The sequence below is a fragment of the Martelella sp. AMO21009 genome, assembly GCF_053484295.1.
Window position 1 is genome coordinate 49,782 of the sequence record NZ_JBAKFR010000017.1, and the last position, 15,687, is coordinate 65,468.

Here is a 15,687-nt window from a genome sequence, read left to right on the forward strand (position 1 = left end):
GCGGTAACCTTTCGTTTACAGTCATGTCCGATCATAGCCGGCAGGGCTTAAGGGTCGGTAAACCGCGTCAGCGGATTCAAACAAAAACTAGCGAGTCAGATGAGTCACTTAGCGGTTTTGGTTAATCTTTTTTATCGGCTTTTGAGATGAAAAAAGTTCAATTAAATCAATGCCATTCTAATGTTCATTAATATCTTCTGGCTGTCTTGCCAAAAAGAATCAGAATTTGTTAACCATTAGATGGCAGCTTCCAAATCAGGTCATCACTGAGTCCGTATCGCGTCGGGGGCGACAACAGACCTTTCACAGCGGCGGTTCAAGGGGAAAGACATGCGGGTTCTTTTAATCGAAGACGACGGCGCCACAGCACAAAGCATCGAGCTGATGCTGAAGAGCGAAAACTTCAACGTGTACACCACGGATCTGGGCGAGGAAGGCGTCGACCTCGGCAAGATCTACGATTACGACATCATCCTTCTCGATCTCAACCTGCCGGATATGTCCGGTTATGAAGTGCTCAAGGCGCTTCGGGTTTCGAAGATCGCAACGCCAATCCTCATTCTCTCGGGCATGTCCGGCACGGACGACAAGGTGCGCGGCTTCGGCTCCGGCGCCGACGACTATCTGACGAAGCCCTTCCACAAGGAAGAGTTGGTCGCCCGCATCCACGCCATCGTGCGCCGGTCCAAGGGCCATGCGCAGTCGATCATCTCCACCGGCGATCTCGCCGTCAATGTCGACGCCAAGACCGTCGAGGTCGGCGGCCAGCGGGTTCATCTGACCGGCAAGGAATACCAGATGCTGGAGTTGCTCTCGCTGCGCAAGGGCACGACGCTCACCAAGGAAATGTTCCTCAACCACCTTTATGGCGGCATGGACGAGCCGGAACTGAAGATCATCGACGTCTTCATCTGCAAGCTCAGGAAGAAGCTCGCCAACGCCGCCGGCGGCACCAATTTCATCGAAACCGTCTGGGGCCGCGGCTATGTGCTGCGCGAGCAGGACCAGCAGGAAATGAAACGCGCCTGACGCGGTTCACAAGGCTGAAGAACGCGGCGCTCCGGCGCCGCTTTTCGTTTGTGCCGGCGCCCTTCCCGGCCCGACCGGGCGGTGCAGGTTCGCGAAATCTCACTCTCCGCTTCGCGTCCCGGCAAGCTGTGCCGCGCCCGCCTCGTCGCTGGTCTTCTCGCTCAATGGCGCGCAGAGAAGCCGGAGGCGGCTGTTGAGCATGTCGATCTTGAATTTCGCGGCCGCCACGGCGGTTTTCGCCTTCTCGACATCGACGCTCTCGCCGCACCGCGCCGCTTCATCGGTATTCTGCAACTGGTTTTCCGCGCGCACCAGCAAAGCGTTTGCCGCGGCGAGGTCGCTTTCGGCGGCGGCGATGCCGAGTTTCAGGGCGTTGAAGTCGTTCATGAAGTCGCGGCGGTTGTCGCGCGCGCTCAGGATCGTCTCCATGAGCGTCAGCCGGGCGTTCTGCGTCATGCGCAACGCATCGCCCTCATCGATCAGCGGCAGGACGTAGGAAACCAGGAACTGGAGATTGAGGCCGCCGGTCTGGGTCATGAAACTGGGGATCGAGGTTTTCAGCTTGGTGAAACGCGATTGCCGGGCAAGGTCGAGCTGCGCGGCCGAGGCTTCAACGAGCAGATCCTCCAGGCGCTTCTTGCCGGAGCTTGCGAAACAGGCCTCCGCATCGTCGCTCTTCACGGCCTCGAAGCCGGAAAGCGAAGACAGCACGGAACGCTCCGGAGCCACGCGATAGCCGCCCTCGGCAAGGCCCGCAAGCCCCAGCAATTCGTCCCGCTTCGAGGCGAGCAATCGCGACACCGCGTCGGCTTCGTGGCGGGCGGCGGCGACCTGCGCCTTGAGCGCTTTCAACTCTCGTTGCGTGGCCTCTTCGTTCGCGACCTCCGCCTCGACATCGACGGCCCGGCAGGCAAGCCCCTTTTCCTTCAGCACGGCGTTTTTATGCCTGAAATCGAGGGTCGTATACTCATTGTAAGTGTTGAGAAGGTTGGACGTCGCGGTGCGCTGGGCGATCTGGTATTGCACCGGGATCAGCCGGCCTGCGACCTCGACCGATGGCTGGTCGAGGCGGAGCAAGGCCTTTGAAATATCCCAGTTCACGCCGAGCACGATATTCGAGGTACCCGTGACATCGCCCAGGTCATCGCCGGTATAGGTCGCGATCTGGCGCGCCTCGGCGCTGATGCGCGGCAGGCGCGCGGATTTGACCTTGTCGAGCTCGAGCATGGCCCGCGCGCGGCTGATGCGGGCGCGCATGAAATCCTTGCCGGCGCCTTCCGCGCTCGCCAGAAGTTCAGAAGGTCCCAGCACGGCGCCATCATCCGGAGGCTCGGGCGGCTGCGCACTGAGTTCCTGCTCCAGAAGGTCGATCTGCTGGGTGGTTTGCTGCAGCTGCTGGGAGGCGCACCCGGCAAGCGCCAGCCCGACGCCCGCAAGCGCGCCCATGCCCAGCCTGGCGGCGTTCCCGTTTCGCGCGTTTCGATCAGACACGGTCAGCATCACGCGGCTGGAGGCCGGAGGGCATGCCGTCGGTGCGGGCATTACGCCTTGTGCAACTGCGAACAACTCTTTCGTTCGACGGCGGGATGGCGACCGGGCACTGGTCGCGTTTGGTCGCAAATACACTCAAAGCCGCCGGCAGGGCCGGGCGAAATTGCGGATATCTCACGGCTGGGCTCCCTCAGAAACTGACGGGAAAATTGCAAGTTCAGGCTTTGCAGAAACGGCTCGGGCGGGAAATTGTTTCCCGGGAGACGTGCTGCAAGCGATTTCAATGCCGGACTATTAGCCGTAAAGCTTGGCAAAAATGGGATAGCGTCTGCTGCGACGCAAAAGAAAACGGGCGTCGGCGCTCAGGTCGCGGGCTTGGCCTCGAACACGACCTCACCCTCATTGACGACGAATTCGATGGCCATGCCGGACTCCTCGGCCAGCAGCGCTGTGTAATAGGGCTGGACATTATGCGAGGTGATCGCGTCGTCCATGACCCCGCCATAGATGCGGGCGAAATCGGCAGGCATCTGTACGTAATTGCCGCGGGTGCGGATGATGAAGGCGAAGATGTCGCCTGCGGCATCGAGGCCGACATCGATGGTGCCGCCACGCGGAATGGTGGAGAGGGCAACAAGGGACAGGTTCAAAAGCAGCTTGACCCGGTTCTTCGGCGCGTTGATGCGCGGGCCGTTCCAGTTGAGCGTCACCCGTTTGCCAAGCCCGATCAGGTCGCGCGCCGCCGTCTCCGCCTCGCCGGTATCAAGCGGCGTATCCAGCGTACCGGAAGCGCCGAAGGCGATGCGGGCGAACTTCAGGTGGATGGTGGCGGAAAGCGTGCTCTGGCGGATGAGCTGCAGCGCGTCCTCGTCCATGCCGCCCTCGTCCAGCAGTTCCAGCCCGTTACCGGCGGCCCCGATCGGATTGACGACATCGTGGCAGATGCGGCTTGCAAGCAGGGCCGCAAGATCTGCGCCGCTCAGGGTCAGGTTCGGGTTCTTCATCGCGTCCACCATCCTTCGGATCAGGCGGCCAGCGGCCGCCCCTGTCTTTTGCTGGTATCGCCGCGTCATGGCAAGCGATAATCGGCTTCCGGCAAAATCCTCCCATTTGGTAAATCCATTGTTAAGGGGTATGGCCCACAATGTCCGGCAAAAGTCCGCCGTCCGCCGGATTGCCGCCAACAAAACCGGCGGCGCTTGCGGACCAGACCAAAAAGCAACAGGAATGGAACCGCCATGTTTGCCACAAACGCCGTAAGGTTCATCAAGGCATTTGTCTTCGCCCTCTGGATGGTGGCTTTCGCCATCGTGCCGGCCGGCGCGCAACAGCAGACCCAGCAGCAAGCGCAGCAATCCGGTACATTCTCGCCCGATGAGATTGTCGACGCCGGCAATAATTTCTTTGGTGAGGCGAGTTCTGGCCTTGCGCAGACGCTGCAAAACGCGTTTTCCAAATACGGCCTGCCCAACGGCTATATTCTCGGCGCGGAAGGCTCCGGCGCCTTCATCGCCGGCCTGACCTATGGCGAAGGCACGCTCAACACCAAGAATGTCGGCTCCCACAAGGTGTTCTGGCAGGGCCCGTCGCTCGGTATCGATTATGGCGGCGACGGATCGCGGGTGATGATGCTGGTCTACAACCTGCCGTCGGTGCCCGAGCTTTACCACCGCTACGGCGGCGTTTCGGGCTCGGCCTATATCGTGGCCGGCTTTTCGATGCAGGTCTACAAGTACCGCGATGTCATCCTGGTTCCGGTGCGCTCGGGCATTGGCGCGCGTCTCGGCGTCAATGTCGGCTATCTGAAGCTGACCGAGCGGCCGACCTGGAACCCCTTTTGAGCGGAGCGCGGGATTGGGCGATCTGAAAGCCGACATCGAAGCGCGCTATGCCGCGATCTGCAGCCAGATGGATGAAGCCGCCGGCTCGGATCGCGAGGACGAGGCCCTGCGCGCGGCTCTTGCCGAGCTTGCCGCGATGATGATCGCCTACCGCTATCGCGAGGGCGGCGAGGGCGCGCGCGATGCGCTGGAGGCCGCGCTTTCGCGCGATCAAGGCCACAGCGCCCACCGGATCAGCCTTGCCGAGCGCGCCCGCGCGCTGCTCGGCCACAACAGCTAAACGGCCGCAATCTAACCGATCCGCCCCTTGGCAAGCGCAAGTTGATAGAGCGCGATCGCCGCTGCATTGCCGACATTGAGGCTGTCTAGCCCGGGGGCCTGCGGGATTCGCACGGTGCGGAACGCTTCCATGATATCGGCCGGCAGCCCTTCCCCCTCCGTCCCCAGCACAAGCGCCACCCGCCGTCCCGGAGAGAGGCGGTGAAGGGGTTCGCCGCCAGCGGGCGAGAGGGCGACGACATCGAAGCCGGCCCGCGCCAGCGCGGAAAGGATTTCCGGTCCCTTGCCGTTTCGGATCCACGGCATTTTCAGCACGGAGCCGACGGACACGCGCAACGCCTTGCGATAAAGCGGATCACAAGAGGTCGCGTCGAGAAACACCGCATCGGCGCCAAGCGCCGTCGCATTGCGGAAGATCGCGCCGGCATTGTCGTGGTTGGAAAGACCGATGCAGACGACCACGAGCGCATCTTCAGGCAACGCTGCAATCAGCTCCTCCGTCGTTGGCCGGCCGGCAATGCGGCCCAGCGCCAGAACCCCGCGATGCATGTCGAACCCGGCAATCGCGTTCATCACCGCGGCGTTGCAGGTGAATACCGGCACATCCTCCGGATAGCTTTCCAGAATGTCCGCGATGCCCGCCAGCCGGTTTTCCAGCACGAGGATGCGGTCGGCCTCGAACCGTTCGGCATCCGCCTCGGCCAGCACCCTCAGCACCACCGTGCCTTCGGCGATGAACAGGCCCTGCCGTCCGACCAGATCCTTCTCCCGGATCGCGCGGAACGGCGCGACCCGCGGATCGTCGGGATCGGTGATTGTGATTGCCGGAGCGGCCATCTCAGTCGAAGCGGATTTCGACATCGGCGGCCATGCGGCCGGTATTGATATCAAAGAGATAGAGTGTCTGCTCGCCGTTGTCCTTGGTGCCGTAGATCAGCGCCTGGCCGTCGCCATAACTGATATCGGCGATCTGGAACCCGCGCGGCAGGTTGGCCGTCAGCGCTCTTGGCGCATCCGCAGGCACGATCGCGCCGCCCCGCTCGGCGACAGGCGCTTCATCCGTTCGGCTCATTACCTTGTAGAGGATCGCGCCGAACACCGCCATCAGCGAGACGATCATGATCAGCGCGGAGACGACCTGCAAGCGCAGCATCCGTCGCCGCACCAGCTCGACTGCGGGGTCGAGCGGCTTTTCCTCTTCTTCGTCTTCAATGCGGTGTTGCGACATTGTCCATTGCTCCGGGGGCCGGTTTCGCTTAACAAGCGCGAACCGCACTTGCAAAGTTCAGATGACAGACGACCCGTTTAAACAAACCCAGGCCGATAGAAAAGACTTTCTCGTCCCCGAGGGCACGAAAGAGCGTCTGGACGCTTTCATTGCGCGCGAGATGGGCGACGGCGTGTCGCGCACCCGCGTCAAGGCGCTGATCAATACCGGCGCGGTATCGATTGACGGCAAGCCGGTGACCGAGCCGAGCCGCAAGGTGAAGCCGGGCGAGGCCATCACCCTGATCATGCCCGAGCCGGAGGATGCCGAGCCGGAAGGCGAGGACATTCCGCTCGAGATCCTGCATGAGGACGACGACATCATCGTCATCAACAAGCAGGCGGGCCTTGTGGTGCATCCCGGCGCTGGCAACTGGACGGGAACCCTGGTCAACGCGTTGATCTTCCATTGTGGCGACACGCTTTCGGGCATTGGCGGGGTGAAGCGCCCCGGCATCGTCCACCGCCTCGACAAGGATACCACCGGCGTGATGGTGGTGGCCAAGAACGACGCCGCCCATCAATCGCTTGCCGCTCAGTTCGCCGATCACGGCCGCACCGGACCGCTGCAGCGCGCCTACAAGGCGCTGATCTGGGGCCGGCCGAAAACGCTGCAGGGCACGATCGATGCCCCGCTCGGGCGCGCGCCAGACCGCATTCGCCGCGCCGTTAAACGGGCCGACAGCGCCGATGCCGATTTCGCCATCACCCATTACACGGTCGAACGCCGTTTCGGAGAAAAACCAGATGGCAGCGCGCTGGCAAGCCTAGTGGAATGCCGGCTGGAGACGGGGAGAACCCACCAGATCCGCGTCCACATGGCCCATATCGGCCACCCGCTGATCGGCGACAACATGTATGGCGGGGGCTTCAAGACCAAGGTCAATTTGCTGGAGGAGCCGGCCGCCTCGCTGGTGCGCGGCTTCCCGCGTCAGGCGCTCCATGCCGCCCTGCTCGTGATCGAACACCCGTCGACCGGCGAAGAGATGCATTTCGAGGCGCCGCTGCCCGAAGATATGGCAGCCCTTTGCGCTGCATTCGAGGGCTGAGCGGTCAATCCGATCAAAAACATTCCAGTCAATGGAAAGTTTTTGATCCAGATCCCTTGAAAGCCCTCCCTGCCATACTTAAATCGGGTTTTCCCTCCAGAAAATCGATGGTCGGATTGCGGGCTTCGTCCCGGTAGTCGCCGTTGACCTGATGAGGATTGCAACACCAAGGGGGTGAAAGCATGGCCAATACGCTTCCCAGCATCCGTGCCGGAGAAAACGGCCTCAACCGTTATCTCGAAGAAATCCGCAAATTCCCCATGCTCGAGCCGCAGCAGGAATACATGCTAGCCAAGCGGTATCAGGAGCATGACGACCGCAACGCGGCCCATCAGCTCGTCACCAGCCACCTGCGCCTCGTCGCCAAGATTGCGATGGGCTATCGCGGCTACGGGCTGCCGATCGGCGAAGTCGTGTCCGAAGGCAATGTCGGGCTGATGCAGGCCGTCAAGAAATTCGATCCCGAGCGCGGTTTCCGTCTGGCGACCTATGCGATGTGGTGGATCAAGGCCTCGATCCAGGAATATATCCTGCGCTCGTGGTCGCTCGTCAAAATGGGCACCACCGCCAACCAGAAGCGGTTGTTCTTCAATCTGCGCCGCCTCAAGGGCAAGATCCAGGCGATCGAGGATGGCGACCTGAAACCCGAACAGGTCACCGAAATCGCGACCAAGCTGAATGTCAGCGAGGAAGAAGTGATCTCGATGAACCGCAGGCTTTCCGGCGACGCCTCACTGAACGCGCCGATCCGCGCAACGGAAGGCGAATCCGGGCAGTGGCAGGACTGGCTCGTCGACGAGCATGACAGCCAGGAGGAAATGCTCGTCAATCAGGACGAGCTCGAAAACCGCCGCGACATGCTGTCGTCCGCGATGGACGTGCTGAACGACCGCGAAAAGCGCATCTTTGTGGCCCGTCGATTGTCTGAAGACCCGGAAACCCTGGAATCGCTCTCCGGCGAATTCAACATCTCGCGCGAACGCGTGCGCCAGATCGAGGTCCGCGCCTTCGAAAAGGTGCAGGACGCCGTGCAGAAGCAGGTGACCGCCAACGCCAAGGCGGTCCGCGCCGTGCGCGAGGGCGCAGACGACTGATCACCCGGCTTTGACGGGATGAGAATGAAGAAGCCGCGACGGGAAACCGCCGCGGCTTTTTTGCGATCAGTTATTGTCGCCGATATCGCCCAGCGCCTGCCATTCCTGGACGGCGCGGTCGAAGATTGCCATGCCGGTCGTGCCCTTTTCCAGCGTCAGCAGCGCGCGGCGACCGTTGCGGTAGGTGATCGGGATATCGATCCAGTTGCGCTCGGCGAGCAGGGCCAGGTTCTGTCCGCGCGCCTGATCGAAATCATTGAGTGCCAGCATGTAGAGATCGTCGGTGATCTTGGCGGAGACCGCGATCAGCGGATCGCCCCTGGCAGCTTCGGTGTTCTTCAGCGATATCCGCTGGACATTGTCAACCGCGCCGCCCTGGAAATTATCGCCGAGCGTGAACGAAATGTCGATGAGATGGCTCGCCGGCAGCGAGGAATCGTCGTTGCGGCGGAAGGTGATCACGCCGGAAAGCCCGGCATCGGGCACGTTCATGACGCCCTCGATCACCGGTTCGGACACCGCCGTGCCGGTGTTTTCCTGCTTCAGCTCCCAGGTCACCGTGCCCTGATAGGCCGACGGCACCGACTGGCCAAGCTGCTCCTCGTAAAGGAACATCTTCTGCGCGGAGCCGACCGGCGGCGCGGGCTCGGCCGCTTCCTGCGTGGACCCGGAAGTCGCCGGCGCGCCGGATGTCTGGTTTGCGACGGTACGCGCCGGTCCGGCACTGGCGCCGGCGGCGGGCAGGCCTTCCTCGACTTCGGTGCCATCCGGCAGCAGCCGCTGGGTGAACTGCTTTTCGCCTGCCGCCTCGCCCTCGTCCGCAGCGTCATCGGCCGGCGCCTCGGCGGTTTCAGCCTCCGGTTCTGTCGACGGCGGCGTCTCGGGCTCTACCGGCGTTTCGGCAGCCTGTTCTGTTCCCGGATCAACCAGCGCCGTCACCGTGTCGCGGCTCTGCCAGGCGAAATAGCCGCCGACAGCAACCACTGCCAGAATGACGACGGCGGCGACAGCGAGACCGATGCGTTTCGCCCCGCCGCGTCCTCCACGCCCGGTGTCGTCGCCATCGCGACCGTAACCCGAAGACCGCTCGTCGTCGTCGTAACCCGGCTCTTCCGGCTCAAGCCCCAGAAGACTGTCCACATGGGCCCAGTCCTTCTCGGAAACAGGTCGCCCGCCCGCAGGCGCGGCCGGTTCGGTTGGCACGGCGGCGGGCGCCGCCTCGTAGCGCCAATCGTCAGAGGCGCGGCGTTCGTCTTCATCCGGCTCGACCACCACCGATCCGGCATCGCTTTCCTCTTCTTCCTCCGGCGTATCGAAGGAATAGGACTCCTCGGGATCGGGCGCGCGCTCATAGACGACCCTGTCGGGCCGGTTGACCGCCTCGAAGGTGGCGCCTTGCAGGAAGCCTGTGGCTTGGCGCGGCTGCGCAGGTTCGGGTTCCAGCTCCGGCTCGGGCTCGGGCTCGGGCTCGGGCTCGGGCTCGGGCTCGAAATGATGCTCCGGTTCCGGCGCAACCTCGTCTACCGGCGGCTCTTCATACGGCTCTTCGTCGCGATAAGGCTCTTCCACCGGCGGTTCCGGCGCGACATCGTCCTCGACCGGGGCTTCTTCGGTAAACCCGTCCTCGACAATCTCCTCATCGGGCGGCAGGGCCACGGCGAAATCGCTCTCGACCTCGGCGATCGCGGCATCGATCTTGTCGATCTGCCGCTTGATCATCGCTTCCGGCGGCGGGGGGTTCATGTTTTCCATCTGCCGGATGACAGCAGAGCGCGCCTTTTCATAGACGCGGGCGCGCAATTCCGGAGATTGCTCCGGAAGGCCTTCGACCGCGCGCCGAATGACTGCTGTGAAATCCGCCATGAATCACCCCTATTGTGCGGGACAGTGCCGCGACAATACTACGATTTTTTCTTAATCTTCAAATGGATCGGTCACGAGAATGGTATCATCGCGCTCAGGACTTGTGGATAGAAGCGCAACGGGAGCCCCGATCAGCTCCTCAACCTGGCGTACATACTTGATCGCCTGGGCCGGCAGGTCCGCCCATTTGCGCGCGCCGACGGTTGATTCCTTCCAGCCTTCCAGCGTGACATAGACCGGCTTGACGCGCGCCTGCGCGCCCTGGCTTGCCGGCAGCGCCTCGATGCGCTCGCCATCCAGCTCATAGGCGACGCAGATCTTCAACTCGTCCAGACCGTCCAGCACATCGAGCTTGGTCAGCGCGATGCCGGTGATGCCGTTGGTGGCGACAGCCTGGCGCACCAGTACGGCGTCAAACCAGCCGCAGCGACGCTTGCGCCCGGTGACCGTGCCGAATTCATGACCGCGCTCGCCGAGGAAATTGCCGACCTCGTCATTGAGTTCCGTCGGAAACGGACCTTCGCCGACGCGCGTCGTATAGGCCTTGGTAATGCCGAGAATATAGCCGAGCGAGCCCGGGCCCATGCCGGAACCGGCCGCGGCCTGCCCCGCCACCGTGTTCGACGAGGTGACGAAGGGATAGGTGCCATGGTCGATATCGAGCAGCGTGCCCTGCGCGCCCTCGAACAGGATGCGCTGGCCGGCGCGGCGCTTCTTGTCGAGCAGCAGCCAGACGGTTTCGCGGTAAGGCAGGATCTGATCGGCGACAGAGGTGAGTTCCTCCATGATGGCATCATGGGAAATCTCGGGCGCGCCGAAGCCGCGGCGCAGCGCATTGTGGTGGGTCAGCAGCCGGTCGACCTTGGCCGGCAGGGTTTCCAGATTGGCAAGGTCCATCAGCCGGATCGCGCGGCGGCCGACCTTGTCCTCATAGGCCGGACCGATGCCGCGCCTTGTGGTGCCGATCTTGGTGCCGGAATTGGAGGCGGCGTCCTCGCGCATGCCGTCAAGCTCGCGGTGGAGCGAGAGGATCAGCGTCGCATTGTCCGCGATCCGGAGGTTTTCCGGCGAGATCTTAACCCCTTGCGCTTCCAGACGGCCGATCTCGGCGATCAGCGCATGCGGGTCGACGACGACGCCGTTGCCGATGACGGCAAGCTTACCTTCGCGTACGACGCCGGAGGGCAGCAGCGACAGTTTGTAGCTCACGCCGTCGATTACCAGCGTGTGGCCGGCATTGTGACCGCCCTGATAGCGCACCACGATATCGGCGCGCTCGGAAAGCCAGTCAACGATCTTGCCCTTGCCCTCGTCGCCCCATTGCGAGCCGACCACTACAACATTTGTCATATCACCTACCTGGAAGTCCTAAGTCACGGTTAAGCCGCAGCATCTATAACCATCTCGCTGTCATATTGCGATCCCCCACGCCCGCAAGCGCGAAATTTTCTCGTGACAGCCCCATGGCAGACGGACTATTGCGTCCTTACCCTCGAATGGATCGGCGAATGACATGAAATCAGGCGCAAACGCCAGCGAATGGCAGGCCTATCTGCTTCTCACCATCACGGCATTTCTTTGGGGCGGAAACATGACTGCGGGCAAGCTGGCCGTGGGGCACGTTTCCCCCATGGTTCTCAATTCCCTGCGCTGGACCCTGGCCGCCATCGTTCTCGGGCTGTTTTCACTGCCGCAGCTGCGCAACGAGTGGCCGGTGGTCAGGCGCAACTGGCCGGCGGTCCTTGCCTTCGGCGCGGTCGGCTATACCGCCTATAACGCCTTTCTCTATTCCGGGCTCCAGCTCACCTCGGCAATCAACGTGTCGATGATCCAGGCAAGCCTGCCCTTTTGCATCCTCGCCATTAATTTCGCGCTGTTTCGCACCCGCTCGACCGTGCTGCAGATGACCGGCTTTCTGGTCACGCTGGCGGGCGTTGCGACCGTTGTCTCCCAGGGCGAGATGCGCAAGCTGCTGCACCTCGACCTCAATCTCGGCGACCTGCTCGCGCTTGCCGCCGCGCTCAGCTATTCCGGCTACACCGTGGCGCTGCGCTGGAAGCCGCCGCTCGACTGGCGGGTGATGGTGGTATCGTTCTGCTGTGGCGCGGTGATCGCCTCGATACCGCTGGTGGCGGCCGAAATCGCCGTAGGCTCCGCGATCTTCCCGCATGACGCCATCGGCTTCGGCGTGGTGCTCTATGCGGGGCTTTTTCCCTCGCTCATTTCCCAGGTCTTCTTCATCCGCGGCGTCGATGTGATCGGCCCCAACCGCGCCGGCATCTTCATCAACCTGATCCCGGTGTTCGGCACGATCATCGCCGTGCTGGTGCTGAACGAACAGCTTGCGGGATTCCACGCGATCGCCCTTGTGCTCGTGGTCGGCGGGATTGCGCTTGCCCAGTGGGGCAAACCGAAGCCGACCTGAGACCGCGCGCAAAAAGAGAGCGGACGGGACGCAAAACGATGCTTTTGCCGATCACGCCCTTTGCCTAAACCTGTCTGAGACGCCGCTGCGAAAAGCGGCGGGGAACATCAGACAGGTGAGACATGGCCAAGCGCTTTTACTGGAATGAACTGACGAGCCCGGATTTTGCCGCGCTTGATGCCGAAAAGACGATCGCGATCCTGCCGATCGCCTCCACCGAGCAGCACGGCCCGCATCTGCCGGTCGCCACCGATGTGGCGATCGCGCGCGGCATGCTCGACACGGTTCAGGCCATGCTTCCCGATGATCTCGACGTTCTGGTGCTGCCGGTGCAGGAAATCGGCAAGGCCAACGAACATGTCTACGGCCCCGGCACGCTTTCCTTCGGCGCCGATATCCTGATCCCCGCCTGGACCGCGATCGGCGAGAAGGTCGCGGAAGCGGGCCTCAGAAAGATGATAATCGTCAACAGTCATGGCGGCAATCTCGACATCATGCATATCGTCGCGCGCGAGATGCGGGTGCGGTTTGCAATGGCGGTGGTTTCCACCCAATGGGGCCGCTTCGGCCACCCCGAGGGCATGATCAGCGACGAGGAGCGCACCTACGGCATCCATGCCGGCGAGGTCGAAACTTCGCTGATGCTGCATTTCCGGCCCGAGCTGGTGAAGATGGAGCATGCGGAAAACTTCGCCTCGCTCGCCAAATGGCAGAAGGAAAACACCCGCCACCTGCAGCCGATCCCGCCCAATTCGCTCGCCTGGATCGCCCACGACCTCAACCCCAAGGGCGCCGTCGGCAATGCGGCGGCCGGCACCGCCGAAAAAGGCAAGGCCATCGCCCGGCATCAGGCGGCGGGTTTCATCGAGCTGATCGAGGATTTGCGGGATTATCCGCTGGAGAAGCTTTATACGCCGGGGTGAAGGTGCAGCCTTACCTTTTACCAGGACAGACAGTTCAGAGCGAAGGCCTCTCGACCACAATCTCCCCCCTTGAGGGGGAGATGTCGCGAAAGCGACAGAGAGGGGTAAAGGGCGCAAGCCCTAAAAGCCGCAGGCTCCGAATTCGCGGATAGGGTTCACCCCTCTCTGCCCCTGTCGGGGCATCTCTCCCTCAAGGGGAGAGATTGTTGGCTGCAATGCTTCGATCCCACAACACCGTACGGATGATACTGGCCGGCAGCCGGGACAACTAAGCCGTCTCCGGCAAATGCCGGCGCTCCTGCAGCGTCGCGATCATCGCCGCCAGTTCGCTGAGCAGGTAGTCCACGAACAGGCTGGTCGCGGCGTCGAGGGGCGCGCGGGCGCGGGCGAAGAGCTTCATCGGCTGGTGGCGCACATGCGGGTCGGCGACCGGGCGGAAGACCAGTTCGCCCCGGCTGCAATCGTCATAGACATCGAGCGGGTTGAGAAAGGTCAGGCCGGTGCCGCGCTTGACCAGTTGCTTCAGCATTTCCGATGCATTGGTCTCGACCACCGGTTCGACCGGCAGCGGCAGCGGCGACAGCATCAGGTTGATGACGTTGCGCAGGCTGGTGCCGCTTTGCGCCAACACCAGCGGCTCCTGCACCACATCGGAGACGTTGACGCGTTCCTGCTCCGCCAGGGGATGTCCCGGCGGCAGCACCGCGCCGATCGGCACATCGAAAGTGGCGACGGTGCGGATGCCCGGTGTGGGCGGAATGTTGAAGCCGAGGCCGAGATCGACATCGCCGGTGACCACAGAGGCAATCGTGGTATCGCCGATATCGGAACGCAGATGAATGCGGATGCGTGGATTCTTCTCCACAAAACGGGCGATGATTTCCGGCAGCGGCCCGGCGGCAAGCCCGACGGTGGTGACCAGGGTGACCTTGCCGGCCTGCGGCATCTTCAGCGCCCGGATACGCGCCTCCAGCCGGTCATAGCTTTTCAGCACCTCGCGAACATGCTCGACGCACATCTCGCCCGCCGCCGTCAGCCGCAAGCCGCGCGGCAGCCGCTCGAACAGCGGCGCGCCCAACTCCTCCTCCAGCGCCAGGATCTGCCGGTTGACCGCCGACGATGCGACATTCAACCTCTGGGCGGCCTTCCGGATCGATCCGCAACGGGCGATTTCATCGATATATTGCAGTTTGCGGGAGTGCAGCATCGGGGTAAACTCGGCTCAGGTGACCATTTTTTACGCAGTGCGACTACAATTATATCATTCCCGAGCCTTGTGCAAAAAAGGCATCGATGCGCACGAAAATTGATACTTCTCAAACAGCGGTTAAGCCGCTCAAATACCAATCATAAGCTTCAGCAAAACGCGAAGGGGAACGAGAAATGTCACTTCAATCCAGCATGACCGGGCTTGCGGCCTTTGCCGGCCTGACGCTTGCCGCCGCGGCGCCCGCGCTGGCGCTCGACGAGGTCTCCTACGGCACCAACTGGCTGGCCCAGGCCGAGCATGGCGGCTTCTACCAGGCGGTTGCCGACGGCACCTACGAGAAATACGGGCTCGACGTCACCATCGTCCAGGGTGGACCGCAGGCGGCCAACCGCGCGCTGCTGATCGCCGGCAAGGTCGATTTCTACATGGGCTCGCCGCAGGGTGAATTCGACGCCGTGGTCGAGGACATTCCGCTGATCGACGTCGCCGCGATCTTCCAGAAGGACCCGCAGATCCTGATGGCGCATCCCGACCAGGGCATCGAGGAATTCGGCGACCTCGCCAAACTGCCGACGATCTTCATGGGCAAGGACGGGTTCCTGTCCTATTTCCAGTGGATGAAGGCCAATTTCGACGGCTTCGACGATGCCCAGTACAAGCCCTACACCTTCAACCCCGCCCCGTTCATCGCCGATCCGCAATCCGCCCAGCAGGGTTACCTGACCTCGGAGCCCTATTCGGTGGAAAAGGAAGCCGGCTGGACGCCGAAAGTGTTCCTGCTCGCCGACAGCGGCTACTCGCCCTATTCGACGATGATCACCGCCCAGCAGAAAATGGTCGATGAAAACCCGGACCTCGTGCAGCGCTTCGTCGATGCCTCGATCGAGGGCTGGTACAACTACCTCTACGGCGACAACACCGCCGCCAACGATCTGATCAAGAAAGACAATCCGGAAATGACGGATGAGCAGATCGCCTATTCGATCGAGAAGATGAAGGAATACGGCATCGTCGTCTCCGGCGAGGCCGAGGATGGCGGCATCGGCTGCATGACCGACGAACACTTCAAGACCTTCTTCGACGATATGGTCGATATCGGCCTCTATGAAGCCGACCTCGACTATACCAAGGCCTATACGACGCAGTTCGTCTGCAAGGGCGTCGGCAAGGACCTGATGAAATAAACTGACCGCATCTTTCGCCCCGCGCCCGCGCGG

Annotated in this window: 15 protein-coding genes; 8 read left to right on the forward strand and 7 right to left on the reverse strand. The window is 62.4% G+C overall.

The window, feature by feature from the left end; all coding sequences use genetic code 11:
• Positions 1 to 330: 330 nt before the first annotated feature.
• Positions 331 to 1,029, forward strand: a complete 699-nt coding sequence (gene ctrA, locus V6766_RS17145; RefSeq protein ID WP_018065059.1) for a response regulator transcription factor CtrA — start codon at positions 331 to 333, stop codon at positions 1,027 to 1,029.
• A 99-nt stretch (positions 1,030 to 1,128) separates the two neighbouring features.
• Here the strand turns inward: ctrA and V6766_RS17150 are convergent, their stop codons facing one another.
• Positions 1,129 to 2,520: a hypothetical protein gene (locus tag V6766_RS17150; protein WP_448468516.1), complete on the reverse strand. Its 1,392-nt coding sequence runs from the start codon at positions 2,518 to 2,520 to the stop codon at positions 1,129 to 1,131.
• Between the two features lie 362 nt (positions 2,521 to 2,882).
• A complete protein-coding gene (gene chpT / locus V6766_RS17155; protein WP_448468518.1) occupies positions 2,883 to 3,524 on the reverse strand; it encodes a histidine phosphotransferase ChpT in 642 nt (213 codons plus the stop codon).
• Positions 3,525 to 3,758: 234 nt separating this feature from the next.
• Here chpT and V6766_RS17160 point away from each other — a divergent pair, with 234 nt between their 5' ends.
• Both V6766_RS17160 and V6766_RS17165 read left to right on the forward strand, forming a co-directional pair.
• A complete protein-coding gene (locus V6766_RS17160) occupies positions 3,759 to 4,361 on the forward strand; it encodes a DUF1134 domain-containing protein (protein WP_448468520.1) in 603 nt (200 codons plus the stop codon).
• A 13-nt stretch (positions 4,362 to 4,374) separates the two neighbouring features.
• Positions 4,375 to 4,641, forward strand: coding sequence for a hypothetical protein (locus V6766_RS17165; RefSeq protein WP_448468522.1), 267 nt, complete (start codon positions 4,375 to 4,377; stop codon positions 4,639 to 4,641).
• Positions 4,642 to 4,652: 11 nt separating this feature from the next.
• Here V6766_RS17165 and V6766_RS17170 read toward each other — a convergent pair whose 3' ends face one another.
• Both V6766_RS17170 and V6766_RS17175 read right to left on the reverse strand, forming a co-directional pair.
• Positions 4,653 to 5,477, reverse strand: coding sequence for a TrmH family RNA methyltransferase (locus V6766_RS17170; RefSeq protein ID WP_448468601.1), 825 nt, complete (start codon positions 5,475 to 5,477; stop codon positions 4,653 to 4,655).
• 1 nt (position 5,478) lies between these two features.
• Complete coding sequence (locus tag V6766_RS17175; RefSeq protein ID WP_448468524.1) at positions 5,479 to 5,868, reverse strand: hypothetical protein; 390 nt, start codon at positions 5,866 to 5,868, stop codon at positions 5,479 to 5,481.
• Positions 5,869 to 5,929: 61 nt separating this feature from the next.
• On the opposite strand from V6766_RS17175, the gene V6766_RS17180 reads away from it, so the two are divergent.
• Entirely contained in the window at positions 5,930 to 6,955 is a 1,026-nt protein-coding gene (locus V6766_RS17180) for an RluA family pseudouridine synthase (protein WP_448468526.1), read from the forward strand.
• A gap of 182 nt (positions 6,956 to 7,137) precedes the next feature.
• Entirely contained in the window at positions 7,138 to 8,049 is a 912-nt protein-coding gene (gene rpoH, locus V6766_RS17185; protein WP_448468528.1) for an RNA polymerase sigma factor RpoH, read from the forward strand.
• Between the two features lie 66 nt (positions 8,050 to 8,115).
• On the opposite strand, the gene V6766_RS17190 is transcribed toward rpoH, so the two are convergent.
• A complete protein-coding gene (locus V6766_RS17190; protein ID WP_448468530.1) occupies positions 8,116 to 9,912 on the reverse strand; it encodes a hypothetical protein in 1,797 nt (598 codons plus the stop codon).
• Between the two features lie 51 nt (positions 9,913 to 9,963).
• Positions 9,964 to 11,262 carry an adenylosuccinate synthase gene (locus V6766_RS17195; protein WP_448468532.1) on the reverse strand — a complete coding sequence of 433 codons (1,299 nt, stop codon included), beginning with the start codon at positions 11,260 to 11,262 and terminating at the stop codon, positions 9,964 to 9,966.
• 163 nt (positions 11,263 to 11,425) lie between these two features.
• On the opposite strand from V6766_RS17195, the gene V6766_RS17200 reads away from it, so the two are divergent.
• Complete coding sequence (locus tag V6766_RS17200; RefSeq protein WP_448468534.1) at positions 11,426 to 12,337, forward strand: DMT family transporter; 912 nt, start codon at positions 11,426 to 11,428, stop codon at positions 12,335 to 12,337.
• Positions 12,338 to 12,459: 122 nt separating this feature from the next.
• Positions 12,460 to 13,260, forward strand: coding sequence for a creatininase family protein (locus tag V6766_RS17205; protein ID WP_448468536.1), 801 nt, complete (start codon positions 12,460 to 12,462; stop codon positions 13,258 to 13,260).
• A 268-nt stretch (positions 13,261 to 13,528) separates the two neighbouring features.
• Here the strand turns inward: V6766_RS17205 and V6766_RS17210 are convergent, their stop codons facing one another.
• Positions 13,529 to 14,467: a LysR family transcriptional regulator gene (locus V6766_RS17210; protein WP_448468538.1), complete on the reverse strand. Its 939-nt coding sequence runs from the start codon at positions 14,465 to 14,467 to the stop codon at positions 13,529 to 13,531.
• 176 nt (positions 14,468 to 14,643) lie between these two features.
• Here V6766_RS17210 and V6766_RS17215 point away from each other — a divergent pair, with 176 nt between their 5' ends.
• Positions 14,644 to 15,654, forward strand: a complete 1,011-nt coding sequence (locus V6766_RS17215; protein ID WP_448468540.1) for an ABC transporter substrate-binding protein — start codon at positions 14,644 to 14,646, stop codon at positions 15,652 to 15,654.
• Positions 15,655 to 15,687: the final 33 nt, after the last annotated feature.

Coding starts and splice junctions, on each gene's coding strand:
- ctrA (WP_018065059.1), top strand. CDS start 331: ATGCGGGTTCTTTTAATCGAAGACGACGGCGCCACAGCACAAAGCATC.
- chpT (WP_448468518.1), bottom strand. CDS start 3,524: ATGAAGAACCCGAACCTGACCCTGAGCGGCGCAGATCTTGCGGCCCTG.
- V6766_RS17160 (WP_448468520.1), top strand. CDS start 3,759: ATGTTTGCCACAAACGCCGTAAGGTTCATCAAGGCATTTGTCTTCGCC.
- V6766_RS17170 (WP_448468601.1), bottom strand. CDS start 5,477: ATGGCCGCTCCGGCAATCACAATCACCGATCCCGACGATCCGCGGGTC.
- V6766_RS17175 (WP_448468524.1), bottom strand. CDS start 5,868: ATGTCGCAACACCGCATTGAAGACGAAGAAGAGGAAAAGCCGCTCGAC.
- V6766_RS17180 (WP_448468526.1), top strand. CDS start 5,930: ATGACAGACGACCCGTTTAAACAAACCCAGGCCGATAGAAAAGACTTT.
- rpoH (WP_448468528.1), top strand. CDS start 7,138: ATGGCCAATACGCTTCCCAGCATCCGTGCCGGAGAAAACGGCCTCAAC.
- V6766_RS17190 (WP_448468530.1), bottom strand. CDS start 9,912: ATGGCGGATTTCACAGCAGTCATTCGGCGCGCGGTCGAAGGCCTTCCG.
- V6766_RS17195 (WP_448468532.1), bottom strand. CDS start 11,262: ATGACAAATGTTGTAGTGGTCGGCTCGCAATGGGGCGACGAGGGCAAG.
- V6766_RS17200 (WP_448468534.1), top strand. CDS start 11,426: ATGAAATCAGGCGCAAACGCCAGCGAATGGCAGGCCTATCTGCTTCTC.
- V6766_RS17205 (WP_448468536.1), top strand. CDS start 12,460: ATGGCCAAGCGCTTTTACTGGAATGAACTGACGAGCCCGGATTTTGCC.
- V6766_RS17210 (WP_448468538.1), bottom strand. CDS start 14,467: ATGCTGCACTCCCGCAAACTGCAATATATCGATGAAATCGCCCGTTGC.
- V6766_RS17215 (WP_448468540.1), top strand. CDS start 14,644: ATGTCACTTCAATCCAGCATGACCGGGCTTGCGGCCTTTGCCGGCCTG.